Genomic DNA, 14,412 nt, shown 5'->3' on the forward strand with positions numbered 1-14,412 from the left:
GCTGGTGTGTTGTCTGCCCGTCCCGAGATCTTGAGGGACGGACCTCCAGTTTTTGCTGTCCCCGATGATTTTGCGCGGCACGATGTGTGTCCCGACCGATGGGAGCCAGTATGTGCTGCGGCCGGCTAACGCGGCAACGACGCCGCCGTCCTTTCGCCGATCCCGGCCACGCCCGGCGGCCCGTCGGAGGCGTCCCCGCGCAGCGTGGCGTCGTCGGCGTACTGCTCGGGTAAGCCATCGACCTCTCAGAATCCTTCCACGAGCATCCGCTCGCTAGGTCAAGCAGTCAACAAAACCCGGGGACAGTCCCCCACGTACCGTAGCTCCGAGCCGGCACACGCATTGAGTGAATGTACGTCGACGGCTCAGGGGCGGACCACCATCGGCACTTCCATAAAAGCAGACGTAAGTGTGGACACTGTCCACACCCCCTTTGGCAGGACAAACCGATAGGCACAGCGCCCCCTTAGGACTCGAAGTAGCTCTCAAGGAGACTTCCGCGCCAAAGTCGGATTCATCATGTAGTACCCAGCACCCCGAACCATGAACTGGTGTTGGCCATCCACGACCAACCAGACAGAACCGGAACGAGGAACCGATAACCCCACGCCACAGCAAGCGGAAGGCCCACTAGCCAGGGACTTGAACCCGCCACCCACACACCTGAACAGGCCACCGCGGCGGCCAGGCCACAGCCCGCGACCCTAGCGTCAGAGGGACCTGACCACAAGCTTTGTACACACGTTAAAGCAAAAACCCCCTCTGACGAGGGGGAATGCTGTGCCCGAGGTGGGACTCGAACCCACACACCTTTCGATACCGCATTTTGAGTGCGGCGCGTCTGCCAATTCCGCCACTCGGGCGCGGAAACACTGGAACAAGACTAACCGCCGTCGAAGTCTTTGCAGATCTCAACGCTCCCTGTTGCAGTGCGCGAAACTACTCTACATGCAGATAGGCTATTTTCCAGAACCGGCTCGGCCGAGCAATAAATCATACGCAGGGACCGGGTGCAACTAAGATGGTCATGAACCCGCCGTACGTCTTGAAGGAGATCCCGTGTCAGAACAGACGGAGACCAAGCCCGCATCCCAGCCGGCGCGCCGTGTAGTTGTCGCAGAGGATGAGACCCTCATCCGCCTGGACATCATCGAGATCCTGAAGGGCGAAGGCTACGACGTCGTCGGCGAGGCCGACAACGGTGAGAAGGCAGTTCAGCTGGCCGAGGAGTTGAAGCCGGACCTGGTCCTCATGGACGTTAAGATGCCCGTCATGGACGGCATCTCGGCCGCGGAAAAGATCGTCAAGGCCAGGATCGCCCCTGTAGTCCTCCTCACGGCTTTCAGCCAGAAGGAACTCGTGGAGCGCGCCCGGGACGCCGGGGCCATGGCCTATGTCGTCAAGCCCTTCACGCCGGCAGACCTGATCCCCGCCATCGAGATCGCGTTGTCCCGCCACGAGGAGATCAAGGCCCTTGAAAACGAGGTGTCCGACCTCCAGGAGCAGTTCGCCACGCGCAAGCTCGTAGAGCGTGCCAAGAGCCTCCTGACCACCAAGATGGGCCTCACGGAGCCGGAAGCATTCCGTTGGATCCAGAAGACGTCCATGGACCGCCGCCTCAGCATGCGTGAGGTCGCCGAGACCATCATCAACCAGGTCAACTAACCTCCGCCACGAAGGGCGCCTACTTTCCCATGGGATAGCAGGCGCCCTTCGTCGTCCCCGGAAAGCGCGCTGCGGCGCCGTCCGCCGCCCTCGAACCACCCAGAGCCCGGAGCCCGGAGCCAGAGCCCCGAGCAGGCTTCCCGGAAGCCGCACGGCGCCAAGAGAAGCCGCACAACGCCAAAAAAGGAGGCCCCGCCAAACGGCGGGGCCTCCCCTAGTTGAACCGAGAGAGATCAGGCTTTGCCCGACTTCTTTCTCTTTTCCGGCCAGGGACCGACCTTTTCCTTGCGCGCGGACTCTTCCACACGAGACGTGTCAGCAAGGTCGCCCACCCTGTGGACCTTCAGGGAGTTCGTAGAGCCCGCCTGTCCGGGAGGCGAACCGGCAGCAATGACCACAAGGTCACCATTCTCTACGATCTTCATTTCCAGAAGGCTGCGGTCAACCTGGGCAGTCATGGCGTCGGTGTGCCCCACCATGGGAACCAGGACCGGCCGGATGCCCCATGTCAGCGCCAGCTGGTTCCAGACCTGCTCCACCGGGGTGAAGGCAAAGACCGGCTTGACTGGGCGCAGACGGGACAGGCGGCGGGCTGAGTCACCGGACTGCGTGAACGTACAGATGTACTTTGCGTCCAGCTGGTCGGCGATTTCGACGGCGGCACGCGTGATAGCGCCACCGCGGGTCTTGGGCTTGGTACCCAGCGGAGGAACGCGCTCAAGGCCGTGTTCTTCAGTGGACTCGATGATCCTGGCCATCGTCTTGACGGTCTCGATCGGGAACTTGCCCACGCTGGTCTCGCCGGAGAGCATGACCGCATCGGCGCCATCGAGCACGGCGTTGGCGCAGTCCGATGCCTCGGCGCGGGTGGGACGGGGGTTGTCGATCATCGACTCAAGGACCTGAGTAGCAACGATGACGGGCTTCGCCCAACGGCGTGCCAGCTCGATCGCGCGCTTCTGCACGATCGGCACTTCCTCAAGCGGAAGCTCCACGCCCAAGTCGCCACGGGCAACCATTATGGCGTCGAAGGCGTCGATGATTTCGTGGAGCTGGGCCACTGCCTGCGGCTTCTCGATCTTGGCAATCACCGGCACGCGGCGGCCTGCTTCGTCCATGATTTCGTGCACGCGCTTGATGTCGGATGCATCACGAACGAAGGACAGCGCAACCATGTCTACGCCGCGCTTCAAGGCCCAGCGGAGATCGTCCTCGTCCTTTTCGCTCAGCGCGGGGACGTTGACAGCAACGCCAGGCAGGTTGATGCCCTTGTTGTTGGAAACCCAGCCACCGACCGTCACCTCGGCAACTACCTTGACATCGTCAACCTCGATGGCACGAAGTGCAACCTTGCCATCGTCGATCAGCAGTGCGTCGCCGACGTTGACATCTTCTGTAAGGCTCTTGAGCGTGGTGGAGCAGATGTCCTTGGTCCCCGGAACGTCCGCGGTGGTGATGGTGAACGTGTCACCGACAGCGAGTTCGTGGGGGCCGTCGACGAAGCGGCCGAGCCGGATCTTCGGGCCTTGCAAGTCGGCCATGATGGCAACGGGCTTGTGGAGCTGGGCGGCGGCTTTGCGGACGTTCTCGTACGTGATGTCGTGTACCGAGTAGTCGCCATGGCTCATGTTCATGCGGGCGACGTCGACGCCGGCTTCCAGCACCGCGAGGGTGTTGTCAAAGCTGGAAATTGCCGGTCCGAACGTTGCCACGATTTTTGCGCGTCTCATATACCTACCCTAGTAGTGTGCTGCAGTTGGAGTTGGGAAAGCGTCGTGCGCCGGCCCTTAGAGGACCGATATAGCCCGGTCGGTGGGGGCCACCGGCGCGGGGAGAATAGTGCTGCCCATCAGGAACTTGTCGACGGCGGCAGCGCATGCGCGGCCTTCGGCGATAGCCCAGACAATCAAGGACTGCCCGCGGCCGGCATCGCCTGCCACGAAAACGCCCTCGGTGTTGGTCATGTAGTACCCATCTCGGGCCACGTTGCCGCGGCCGTCGAATTCTGCGCTGACCTGTTCGGTGATACCGGCAGGTTCCGCGCCTGTAAAGCCAAGCGACAGCAAGACCAGATCAGCCGGGATGACGCGTTCCGTGCCAGCCTTCGGCAGTCGCTTGCCGTCCACGAATTCGGTCTCGGCGACCTTGACCCCTGTGAGCTTGCCGTCTTCTCCGACAAATTCAACGGTGGAAGCCAGGTATGTGCGTTCGCCGCCCTCTTCGTGCGCGCTGGCAACCTCGAAGAGCGTGGGGAACGTCGGCCATGGCTGATGTGAGGCACGCTCAAGCGGGGGTTGCTTGCCGATCGCGAGGGTGGTGACAGACGCGGCGCCGTGTCGGTGTGCGGTGCCGAGGCAGTCGGCGCCGGTGTCTCCGCCACCGAGGATTATCACGTGCTTGCCCTTGGCATCGATCTGGCCTTCCACGGTTTCACCCGCAACCACGCGATTTGCAGGCACCAGGTAATCCATGGCGAAATGGATGCCTTCGAGCTGGCGGCCGGGAATGGGAAGATCGCGCGGCACGGTAGCGCCAGTGGCGATCACCACGGAATCGTAGCGGCGTCGCAGCTGCTCCCACGTCACGTCGCTTCCGACAGCCACACCGGTACGGAACCGGGTGCCCTCTGCCTTCATCTGCTCGACGCGGCGGTCGACCTGTTCCTTCTCCATCTTGAAGTCGGGGATACCGTAGCGCAGCAGTCCCCCGATCTTGTCGTCGCGCTCGTAGACTGCCACCGTGTGTCCGACGCGTGTCAGCTGCTGTGCAACTGCGAGCCCCGCGGGGCCGGAGCCGACGACGGCGACTGTCTTCCCGGAGAGGCGCGTCGGCGGAAGCGGTTGCACCCAGCCGTTTTCGAAGGCGTCGTCGATGATGGAAACTTCAACCTGCTTGATGGTCACAGCGGGCTGGTTGATGCCCAAAACACAGGATGCTTCACAGGGCGCGGGACACAACCGGCCCGTGAACTCCGGGAAGTTGTTGGTGGCGTGCAAGCGTTCAATCGCTTCCTCGCCCTTTCCGCGCCACGTGAGGTCGTTCCACTCAGGGATGAGGTTCCCCAGGGGGCAGCCTTGGTGGCAGAACGGAACGCCGCAGTCCATGCAGCGGCCGGCCTGGCTCTTGAGCACGCCCTTGTCCTGGGCCTCATAGACTTCCTTCCAGTCCATGATGCGGACAGGAACAGGACGGCGTGGCTGCGTCTCGCGCTGCCGGACTTTCAGAAATCCGCGTGGATCAGCCACCGGTTACCTCCAGGATTCGAGACCATACTTCTTCGCCATCGGGATCTAGGCCCTCTTCGATGGCGTCGAGACGGGTTTGCAGGACTGCGGCGTAGTCGCGCGGCAGAACTTTGGTGATGCGGGCAGCGGTATCGTCGAAGTTTTCGAGCAAGCGGCCTGCGAGGACGGATTCGGTTTCTTCCAGGTGCTTGACCAGGAGGCCGTGGACGATGGTTCGGTCCTCGTCGTCAAGCTCAAGCAACTGCAGCTCGCCGGTGTCCAAGGCTTGCTTGTTAACCCGGGCAGGCTGGAGGTCCAGCACGTAGGCGGTACCACCGGACATGCCCGCACCGAAGTTGCGGCCCGTGCGGCCGATGATCAGCGTCTGGCCGCCGGTCATGTACTCGCAACCGTGGTCACCGATGCCTTCGACGACCGCGGTGGCACCCGAGTTGCGCACCAGGAATCGTTCGCCTACCTGGCCGCGCAGGAACATTTCTCCGCTCGTGGCACCGTAGCCGATCACGTTGCCGGCGATGACGTTCCGTTCAGCCTGGAAAACGTTGGTGCGGTCCGGGCGGACGATGATGCGTCCACCGGAGAGGCCCTTGCCCACGTAGTCGTTCGAGTCGCCGAACATACGAAGGGTGATGCCGGCGGGAAGGAAGGCGCCCAGCGATTGCCCGGCGGTGCCTTTGAGCGTGATGTCGATAGTGTCGGTGGCGAGCAGATCGATGCCGAACGTCTTGGTCACGACGTGCCCCAGCATGGTGCCCACGGAACGGTCCGTGTTGATGACGTCAACCGCGATCTTCACCGGCGTGCGGTCGCTCAATGCCTCCGCAGCCATACCGATGAGGCGCTGGTCGAAGTGCTTGTCGAGCTCGTGGTTCTGACCGGTGAGGTTCCGCAGGGGAACGTCGTCGTCGAACTCGAGGCCGTGCAGGATCGGGTCGAGATCGAGCCCCTCGGCCTTCCAGTGGTCGATCGCTTCGCGGGTGTCCAAGAATTCTGCGTGGCCGATCGCCTCTTCGAGGCTGCGGAAGCCAAGCTCGGCCAGCAGTTCACGGACTTCCTCGGCAAGGAACTCGAAGAAGTTGACCACGAATTCCGGCTTGCCGTTGAAGCGCGAACGAAGCTCAGGGTTCTGGGTTGCGACGCCAACCGGGCAGGTGTCGAGGTGGCAGACGCGCATCATGATGCAGCCGGAAACCACCAGGGGCGCGGTCGCGAAGCCGTACTCCTCGGCACCGAGCAAAGCCGCGATGACGACGTCGCGGCCGGTCTTGAGCTGGCCGTCCACCTGAACCACGACGCGATCTCGGAGCCCGTTGAGCATGAGCGTCTGCTGGGTCTCGGCAAGGCCGAGCTCCCAGGGAACACCCGCATGCTTGAGCGAGTTCAGCGGCGAGGCTCCGGTTCCGCCGTCGTGCCCTGAGACGAGCACGACGTCGGCCTTCGCCTTGGTGACGCCGGCGGCCACCGTGCCGATCCCGACTTCGGAAACAAGCTTCACGTGCACGCGTGCCGACGGATTGGCCCGCTTGGCATCGTAAATGAGCTGCGCGAGGTCTTCGATCGAATAGATGTCGTGGTGCGGGGGCGGGGAAATGAGCCCGACGCCGGGGGTCGAGTGACGCGTCCGGGCTACCCAGGGGTATACCTTCTGCGCCATCAGCTGGCCACCTTCACCGGGCTTGGCGCCCTGGGCCATCTTGATCTGGATGTCCTCGGCGTTGGTCAGGTACAGGCTGGTCACGCCAAAACGGCCCGAAGCGATCTGCTTGATGGCGGAGCGGCGCTCAGGATCCAGCAGCCGGTCCACGTCTTCGCCGCCTTCACCGGTGTTGGACTTGGCGCCCAGCCGGTTCATGGCGATTGCAAGCGTTTCGTGGGCTTCCTTGGAGATGGAGCCGTAGCTCATGGCTCCCGTCGAGAAGCGCTTCACGATGCTGGAAACGGGCTCGACCTCCTCGAGCGGCACGGCAGGGCGCAGGCTGTCCTTGAACTTCAGGAGCCCACGGAGGGTCATCAGGTTCTCGGACTGATCGTCAATGCCCTTGGTGTAGGACTTGAAGATGTCGTACCGGCGTTCGCGGGTTGCGTGCTGCAACCGGAAGACGGTCTCCGGGTTGAACAGGTGCGGTTCGCCGTCGCGGCGCCACTGGTATTCGCCGCCGCCTAGCAGCGGGCGGTGCGGCAGCTCGATGCCGCCTTCCGGGTAGGCCATCTGGTGGCGTGCGGAAACTTCGGCAGCGATGACGTCCAGGCCCACGCCACCCAACTGCGAGTGGGTGCCGGAGAAGAATTCGTCCACGAGGTCCTGGGACAGGCCCAGTGCTTCGAAAGTCTGGGCGCCGGTGTATGAGGCCACCGTGGAAATACCCATCTTGGACATGATCTTCAAGACGCCCTTGCCGAGGCCCTTGATGAGGTTGTAGACGCCGTCTTCCGGGGTCACACCCACTACCTCGCCGGTGCTGATGAGCTGCTCCACGGATTCCATGGCCAGGTACGGGTTCACGGCGGAAGCGCCGAAGCCGACGAGCACGGCCACGTGGTGCGTTTCGCGGACGTCGCCGGCCTCGACTACCAGGGCGGTCTTGGTGCGGTTGGCGCTGCGGAGCAAGTGGTGGTGCACTGCACTGACGAGCAGAAGAGACGGGATCGGTGCCCACTGCGCGTTGGAGTCGCGGTCGGACAGAACGATGTACTGCACGCCGCGGTTGATCGCACCGGACACCTGCTCGCAGATTTCGGTGAGGCGGCTGCGCAGGGCTGCTTCGCCGCCTTCCGGACGGTAGAGGCCCCGGACCTTCATGGCGACTTTGTCGCCGTCGGCGTTTTCGATATTAGCGATCTTGGCGAGCTGGTCGTTGTTGATCACCGGGAACGGCAGGGAGATCTGCGGCTGGCGCACCTGCCCGACGTCGAGGAGGTTGCCGTTGGGACCGATGGCGCACTTCAGCGAGGTAACGAGCTCTTCGCGGATCGCGTCCAGCGGCGGGTTGGTGACCTGGGCGAAGGACTGCACAAAGTAGTCGAACAGCAGGCGCGGACGCTTGGACAGCACTGCAACCGGGGTGTCGGAGCCCATGGCGCCGAGCGGTTCGGCACCGGTACGGGCCATTGGACCGAGGAGGATCTTCAGTTCCTCGGTGGTGTAACCGAAAGTCCGCTGGCGGATGTTCACGGATGCAGCCGTGTGCAGCACGTGCTCGCGCTCAGGGAGATCGTTGAGGTCGATCAGGTTGTCCTTGACCCACTCAGCCCAAGGGTTCGCGGCGGCGACCTCGGCCTTGACCTCTGCGTCGTCGATGATGCGACCGGCCTCGGTGTCCACCAGGAACATCTTGCCCGGTGAAACGCGGCCCTTCTTGACTACCTTGGCGGCTTCGACGTCGATCACGCCGACTTCGGAGGCGAAGATGATCAGGCCATCTTCGGTGATCCAGTAGCGGCCAGGGCGCAGGCCGTTGCGGTCCAGGGTCGCGCCAACAAGATTGCCGTCGGTGAAGGACACGGCTGCGGGGCCGTCCCACGGCTCCATGAGCAGCGAGTGGTATTCGTAGAAGGCGCGGCGTGCGGGATCCATGGTGGCGTGGTTTTCCCAGGCCTCCGGGATCATCATCATGATCGAGTGCGTGATGGGGCGGCCGGAAAGCCAGAGCAGCTCGGCAACCTCATCAAAGGACGCGGAGTCCGAAGCACCCGGGGTGCAGATGGGGTACAACTCTTCAGGGGAATCGCCCAGCAGGGGGTTCGCGAGTTGGGACTGGCGGGCCCGCATCCAGTTCCGGTTGCCCTTGACGGTGTTGATTTCGCCGTTGTGGGCAATGGTGCGGAACGGCTGGGCGAGGGGCCACGAGGGGAAGGTGTTCGTGGAGAATCTCGAGTGCACGATCGCCAGCTTGGTCTTGAAGCGATTGTCCGAAAGGTCCGGGTAGAACGGTTCCAGCTGGGCCGTGGTCAGCATGCCCTTGTACACGATGGTGCGCGAGGACAGCGACGGGAAGTAGACGCCGAACTTGTTCTGTGCGCGCTTGCGGATACGCCAGGCGCGGGAGTCCAGTTCGTTGCGGTCCAGCACCTCGCCCGTAGCGGAGGCAAAGAAAGGCTGTGAGAAGTAAGGCATGCAGGCACGGGCCATGGCGCCGACCAGGTCCCCAACCACCGGTACCTCGCGCCAGCCAAGAACCGTCAGGCCCTCGTCCACCGCAAGCGCCTCGATGCCGGCCTTCGCGGTCTCAGCTTCGCGGGTTTCGGCCGGCAGGAAGGCAGTGCCAACGACGTACTGGCCCGGTGCAGGCAGCTCGAACTCGGCGACGGCCCGGAAGAACTCGTCCGGAACCTGCATCAGGAGGCCGGCGCCGTCGCCGGTGCCTTCGTCGGCGCCGACGGCGCCGCGGTGTTCAAGGTTGCGCAGGGCAGTCAGGGCCGCTTCCACGATGTCGTAGCCGGGTTCACCACGCAGGGTGGCGATAATGGCCAGGCCGCAAGCGTCCTTCTCCTGCTCAGGGTTGTAGAGTCCCTGGGCCTCCGGGAGCGCAGCGAAACGCTTGAAGGGCGACATGGCACCCTGCGGTTCGACTGCTTCGGACCAACTTGGGTTATGAAGATGGGTCATTGAAGACGTCCTTCCTCGAGATCGTGCGAATGGAAGGGACAACGTTGGCCCCACCTTGCCTGCCGTGTGACGGGCATAACAAAGCGCTAGTTACTTGAAATTGTAGGTCAGCGGACAAGACGCAACGAACAGTTACGCTTGACCCTGACCCAAGCTTGACCGCGGAGCCTCTGTGTGCTGCCGGGCGACTGCCAAGGGTGCCACGACGCTGTGGCCGGGGGCCTCTGGGCGGTAGCCCGGTTCCCCTGTGCCGTAGCGCTGGCTACTTGGTGCTGCCAGCTTCCGGCCCGGATCCGGGGGCGCTGCTGGCGGTGGTTTCGGTGGACGCGGAGCCGGAATCCGACGTGACGCCGGCGTGTGACTCCTCGGCCGTTTCCGTTGGCTCAGCAGTATGGCCCAGATCGCTTTGGTTATTCCGGAGATTACCATGTGCACCGGTATCTGAGACAGATCCGTCCGCATCATGGTCCGTTGTACCGGTCACAATTGTGCTGTTGGTCTCATCGTTCACATCGCCGGAGTCATCCGTGCTTGAGTCATCTGCGCCGACGGCCACGGCAGCAGATTCGCGGCCGGGAAGGTACGCGGTATCCGGCACTGGCCTGCCGCGCAGGCTCAGCACGATGAAGACGATAACCGCCGCGACGAACACGAAGATGCTCGTCCATACGTTGAGCCGTGTGGTGATGCCGAAGAGGTTGATCTGTTCTGCGTCGTCAATCCGCAGGGCTTCGATCCACACCCGGCCAAGCGTGTAGTAAATGGCGTACAGCCAGAAGAGCCTGCCACGGCGGAAGTGGAAGCGGCGGTCCAGGACAAGCAGGATCGCGACGCCGATGAGGTTCCAGAGGGATTCGTAAAGGAACGTCGGGTGGAACAGAGTGCTGCTGGGCATCCCGGCGGGGAAGTTCGGGCTATTGGGATCGATCTGCAGCCCCCAGGGCAGGGTGGTGGGGCCGCCGAAGAGTTCCTGGTTGAACCAGTTCCCCCAGCGCCCGATTGCTTGGGCCAGCAACAGACCCGGGGCCGCGGCGTCGAGGAATGCAGTGAGCTTGACGCCGGAGCGGCGGCAGCCTAGCCAGGCACCGAAAACGCCGAGAACCACGGCGCCCCAGATGCCCAGGCCACCCCGCCAAATCTGCGGTATCAGGGAGAGGTCGCCGGTGCCGTTGAAACCCGGGCCGAAATACGCATCGGGCGAGGAGAACACGTGGTACAGACGGCCGCCCACAATGCCGAACGGGATCGCCCAGATGGCGATGTCCCACAGGCTGCCTTCTGGCGTGCCGCGACGCTTCCAGCGCACGGCTGTGAGCCAGAGTCCCAGGATGATTCCCAGGAGAATGCACAGGGCATACGCGTGGATGCGGAGAGACCCCCAAGGAAGCGGAATATCGAATCCGGACCATGAGGGGCTCGGAATGCTCATGGGAGCCATTGCCGCGGCGTGGAGGAGACTCTGCATTGTCTACGCTTTTCCTTTTCTAGGCCTGTGCGGTTGCCCGGCCGAGGCCGGCGCTGAGGTTCTTGGTGAGTTGCGCGACGGCGTCAACGCCGCCGTCGCGGATGGCCGCAACCAGCGCGGTCCCGACGATGACGCCGTCCGCGTATGCCGCAATCTCGCGGACGTGGTCGGCGTTGGAGACTCCGAGCCCGACGCAGACCCGTTCGGCGCCGGCTGCATGCGTGTCCGCAACGACCTTCTCGGCGCTGCTGCTGACCGACTGCCGGGTTCCGGTGACACCCATGATGGACACTGCGTAGACGAAGCCGCGGCTCGCCTCGACAGTCATGGCCAGGCGTTCCGGCGTGGACGATGGTGCCACGAGGAACACCCGGTCCAGTCCATACTTGTCGGATGCCGCAAACCATTCGGCCGCTTCGTCCGGAATGAGGTCCGGCGTGATGAGTCCGGCTCCCCCGGCTTCGGCCAGCCTGCGTGAAAACTCGTCAACACCCATGCGCATCACGGGGTTCCAATAGGTCATGACCAGCACTGCGGCGTCCGTGGCTGCGGTGATGCCAGCCACGACGTCGAAGACACTGGCCACGCGGAATCCATTGGCGATTGCCTCCGTGGTCGCAGCCTGGATGACAGCGCCGTCCATGACAGGGTCCGAATATGGGATGCCGATTTCAATGAGGTCGGCGCCGTTGCGGGCCATGGCAATGCCGGCATCGATGCTTGACTGAACGTCCGGGTAGCCTGCGGGCAGGTAACCGATCAACGCGGCCCGGCCTTGTGCCTTGGCGCGGTCGATCGCGGCCGCGGACTTGCTGGTCATCTGCTCAGTCATCAGTTCTGGTCCTTGCTTGCTTCTTCAATGCTGATCTCAAGGTTGCTGCGTTCCGCCGGACCCTTGGGCTTGCGGGTGGAGAGCGTGGTTCCCTTGACGTTGCCGTTTTCATCCAGCATGTCGAACCATGCCGCCGCGGTTTCCACGTCCTTGTCACCGCGTCCGGACAGGTTCACGATGATGATCGTGTCCGCCGGGTTCTCCTTGCCCTCAGTGAGCTTCTTGCCCACCTTGATGGCCCCGGCGAGGGCGTGGGAGGACTCGATGGCCGGGATAATGCCCTCTGTCCGGCAGAGCAGGCGGAACGCGTCCATGGCTTCCGTGTCCGTGATGGGCTCGTACGTCACGCGGCCGATGTCCGCGAGATAGGAATGCTCAGGACCGACGCTCGGGTAGTCCAGGCCTGCGGAAATCGAGTGGGACTCGATGGTCTGGCCGTCCTCGTCCTGCATGAGGTAGGACCGGGCGCCGTGCAGCACGCCGGGGCGTCCGAGAGTGATGGCGGCTGCGTGACGTCCGGTTTCCACTCCGTCTCCGCCGGCCTCAAAGCCGTAGATTTTCACGGAGGCATCGTCCAGGAAGCTGTGGAAAAGGCCGATAGCGTTGGAACCGCCGCCGATGCAGGCACAGATAGCGTCGGGCAGTTTGCCGGTCTGCTCCAGGATCTGGGCGCGTGCTTCCTCGCCGATTACTTCGTGGAAGAAGCGAACCATCGCCGGGAACGGGTGGGCCCCGGCCGCGGTCCCCAGCAGGTAATGCGTGTTGTCCACATTGGACACCCAGTCGCGAAGGGCGTCGTTGATGGCGTCCTTGAGGGTCTGTGAACCATTGGTCACAGGAACCACAGTGGCGCCCAGGAGTTGCATGCGGGCAACGTTGAGGGCCTGCCGCCGGCAGTCCTCAGCGCCCATGTAAACCACGCATTCCAACCCCAGGAGCGCAGCGGCCGTGGCACTGGCAACGCCGTGCTGGCCGGCACCGGTCTCAGCGATGACGCGCGTCTTGCCCATGCGCTTGGCCAGCAAAGCCTGGCCGAGGACGTTGTTGATCTTGTGGGATCCGGTGTGGTTCAGGTCTTCGCGCTTGAGGAAAATGCGTGCCCCGCCGGCATGCTCGGAGAAACGCTTCGCTTCCGTGAGCAGTGACGGACGTCCGGAGTAGTTCTTGTTGAGATCCTTCAGCTGGGCGAGGAACTCAGGATCGGCCTTGGCTTTCTCGAACGTGTCCTGGACCTCGTCCAGCGCGGCGATGAGGGACTCAGGCATCCAGCGTCCGCCGTATGAGCCAAAGTACGGCCCTGCAGCGTTGCGCAGCGAAGCTCCGCCTTGTAGGAACGCGTCGGCCGCATTCTCTTCCGAGTTGGCTGTTGGTGCGTCCACCATCAGTCTCACCGTCCTGTTCAGTTGGTAGTTGAGTTTTTCCAGGAGCCGCCGGACAGCCGCCAGCCGCGATGTCCGCTGCTGTCCGTTCCAGGCCGCGAATCAGGACAGTCTCAGGTCCTGACCGCCATGGCGGCAGCTCCAGCCGCCTTGAATTCGCTGATTCGCTCCCGCGGGGTGGAGTCGCTCACAAGTGCCTCGCCCACAAGAATCGCGTGGGCACCATTCCTTGCGTAATGCGCGACGTCGTCGGCGTTCCGCACCCCGGATTCCGCCACGACAACCGCTCCCGACGGAATGCTTCCAGCAAGCGAGGCAAACAGCGAGCGGTCGACGTCGAGCGTCTTGAGGTTGCGGACGTTAACCCCGATGATCCGAGCCTGGGCCGCAGCCGCACGCTCGATTTCCTCGGGTGTGTGCGTTTCCACGAGGACGTTCATGCCGAGCTCATTGCTCAGCTCACTGAATTCCCGCAACTGTGCATCGGAAAGGGCCGCGACGATCAGCAGGATGAGGTCCGCACCGTGGGCACGGGCTTCCCAGATCTGGTATTCGTCGACTGTGAAGTCCTTGCGCAGCAGCGGAATGTCGACGGCGGCCCGGACAGCGTCCAAGTCCGCCAAGGAGCCGTTGAAGCGCCTCTGTTCGGTGAGGACACTGATCACGGACGCGCCGCCGTCGGCGTATTGCACTGCGAGTGCCGCCGGGTCCACGATGCTCGCGAGATCGCCCTTCGAGGGGCTGCGGCGCTTGATTTCGGCGATTACCTTCAGATCGTCCCGGCTGGCTGACGGGCCACCCAAGGCAGCCCACGCGTCCAGCGCGGGTGCCGTGGAGGCGGCACGCTCTTTCAGCTCGTCGAAGCCAACAAGGCGGCGGCGAGCCTCCATGTCCTCCCTGACACCGCCGATGATGTCATCAAGAACCGTCACAGTCAGTGGCCGGCGTTCTTCAGCTTGCTGCCGTCGACGCCGTAGCCGGCCTTGCGCATGGCCCAGCCAGCAATCAAGCCGGCCACCATCACGACGATGCCGGCGATGAAAATGGGGGTGCTGGCAATAACAAAGGCGATGGAGGACACCAAGGCCCCTACCAGCATGACAATCACGCAGGTCCACGCGGCCGGGCTGTTGCCGTGGCCGATGGCGTCGCTGTGGCTTGCGGCGGTCACAGGGGCCTTGCTCGCGGACACTGTGGTTTTGCTCATGTGAAAATCTCCT

General features: G+C 63.5%; 9 protein-coding genes, 1 tRNA gene and 1 pseudogene. 1 reads left to right on the plus strand and 10 read right to left on the minus strand.

The window, feature by feature from the left end:
- Window positions 1–134: 134 nt before the first annotated feature.
- Together OOZ51_RS15750 and OOZ51_RS15755 are read right to left on the minus strand one after the other, a co-directional pair.
- Window positions 135–233, minus strand: a pseudogene (locus tag OOZ51_RS15750) (flap endonuclease); the annotation flags it as partial.
- A gap of 548 nt (window positions 234–781) precedes the next feature.
- Window positions 782–863: transfer RNA gene (locus OOZ51_RS15755), tRNA-Leu, on the minus strand.
- Between the two features lie 196 nt (window positions 864–1,059).
- Here OOZ51_RS15755 and OOZ51_RS15760 point away from each other — a divergent pair.
- Window positions 1,060–1,665 carry an ANTAR domain-containing response regulator gene (locus OOZ51_RS15760; RefSeq protein WP_265980727.1) on the plus strand — a complete coding sequence of 202 codons (606 nt, stop codon included), beginning with the start codon at window positions 1,060–1,062 and terminating at the stop codon, window positions 1,663–1,665.
- A gap of 233 nt (window positions 1,666–1,898) precedes the next feature.
- Here the strand turns inward: OOZ51_RS15760 and pyk are convergent, their stop codons facing one another.
- From pyk to OOZ51_RS15800, 8 genes are all read right to left on the minus strand, one after another.
- Complete coding sequence (gene pyk / locus OOZ51_RS15765; RefSeq protein WP_265980728.1) at window positions 1,899–3,395, minus strand: pyruvate kinase; 1,497 nt, start codon at window positions 3,393–3,395, stop codon at window positions 1,899–1,901.
- 57 nt (window positions 3,396–3,452) lie between these two features.
- Window positions 3,453–4,910, minus strand: coding sequence for a glutamate synthase subunit beta (locus tag OOZ51_RS15770; protein WP_265980729.1), 1,458 nt, complete (start codon window positions 4,908–4,910; stop codon window positions 3,453–3,455).
- Entirely contained in the window at window positions 4,903–9,516 is a 4,614-nt protein-coding gene (gltB, locus tag OOZ51_RS15775; RefSeq protein ID WP_265980730.1) for a glutamate synthase large subunit, read from the minus strand. Before gltB ends, OOZ51_RS15770 begins: the two co-directional genes overlap by 8 nt.
- 262 nt (window positions 9,517–9,778) lie before the next feature.
- Window positions 9,779–10,981, minus strand: coding sequence for a prolipoprotein diacylglyceryl transferase (gene lgt, locus OOZ51_RS15780; protein WP_265980731.1), 1,203 nt, complete (start codon window positions 10,979–10,981; stop codon window positions 9,779–9,781).
- 19 nt (window positions 10,982–11,000) lie between these two features.
- Complete coding sequence (gene trpA, locus OOZ51_RS15785) at window positions 11,001–11,813, minus strand: tryptophan synthase subunit alpha (protein WP_265980732.1); 813 nt, start codon at window positions 11,811–11,813, stop codon at window positions 11,001–11,003.
- Entirely contained in the window at window positions 11,813–13,195 is a 1,383-nt protein-coding gene (gene trpB, locus OOZ51_RS15790) for a tryptophan synthase subunit beta (protein ID WP_265980733.1), read from the minus strand. Before trpB ends, trpA begins: the two co-directional genes overlap by 1 nt.
- A 110-nt stretch (window positions 13,196–13,305) precedes the next feature.
- The gene (trpC, locus tag OOZ51_RS15795; RefSeq protein ID WP_265980734.1) at window positions 13,306–14,124 is read right to left on the minus strand and encodes an indole-3-glycerol phosphate synthase TrpC; all 819 of its coding nucleotides are present in this window, start codon (window positions 14,122–14,124) and stop codon (window positions 13,306–13,308) included.
- 2 nt (window positions 14,125–14,126) lie between these two features.
- Window positions 14,127–14,399, minus strand: coding sequence for an HGxxPAAW family protein (locus OOZ51_RS15800; protein WP_236817197.1), 273 nt, complete (start codon window positions 14,397–14,399; stop codon window positions 14,127–14,129).
- Between the last annotated feature and the right edge of the window lie 13 nt (window positions 14,400–14,412).

The organism is Arthrobacter rhizophilus (assembly GCF_026241105.1).
In the GTDB taxonomy this organism is placed as follows: Bacteria; Actinomycetota; Actinomycetes; order Actinomycetales; family Micrococcaceae; genus Arthrobacter.

Coding starts and splice junctions, on each gene's coding strand:
- trpB (WP_265980733.1), bottom strand. CDS start 13,195: ATGGTGGACGCACCAACAGCCAACTCGGAAGAGAATGCGGCCGACGCG.
- OOZ51_RS15800 (WP_236817197.1), bottom strand. CDS start 14,399: ATGAGCAAAACCACAGTGTCCGCGAGCAAGGCCCCTGTGACCGCCGCA.
- trpA (WP_265980732.1), bottom strand. CDS start 11,813: ATGACTGAGCAGATGACCAGCAAGTCCGCGGCCGCGATCGACCGCGCC.
- gltB (WP_265980730.1), bottom strand. CDS start 9,516: ATGACCCATCTTCATAACCCAAGTTGGTCCGAAGCAGTCGAACCGCAG.
- pyk (WP_265980728.1), bottom strand. CDS start 3,395: ATGAGACGCGCAAAAATCGTGGCAACGTTCGGACCGGCAATTTCCAGC.
- lgt (WP_265980731.1), bottom strand. CDS start 10,981: ATGCAGAGTCTCCTCCACGCCGCGGCAATGGCTCCCATGAGCATTCCG.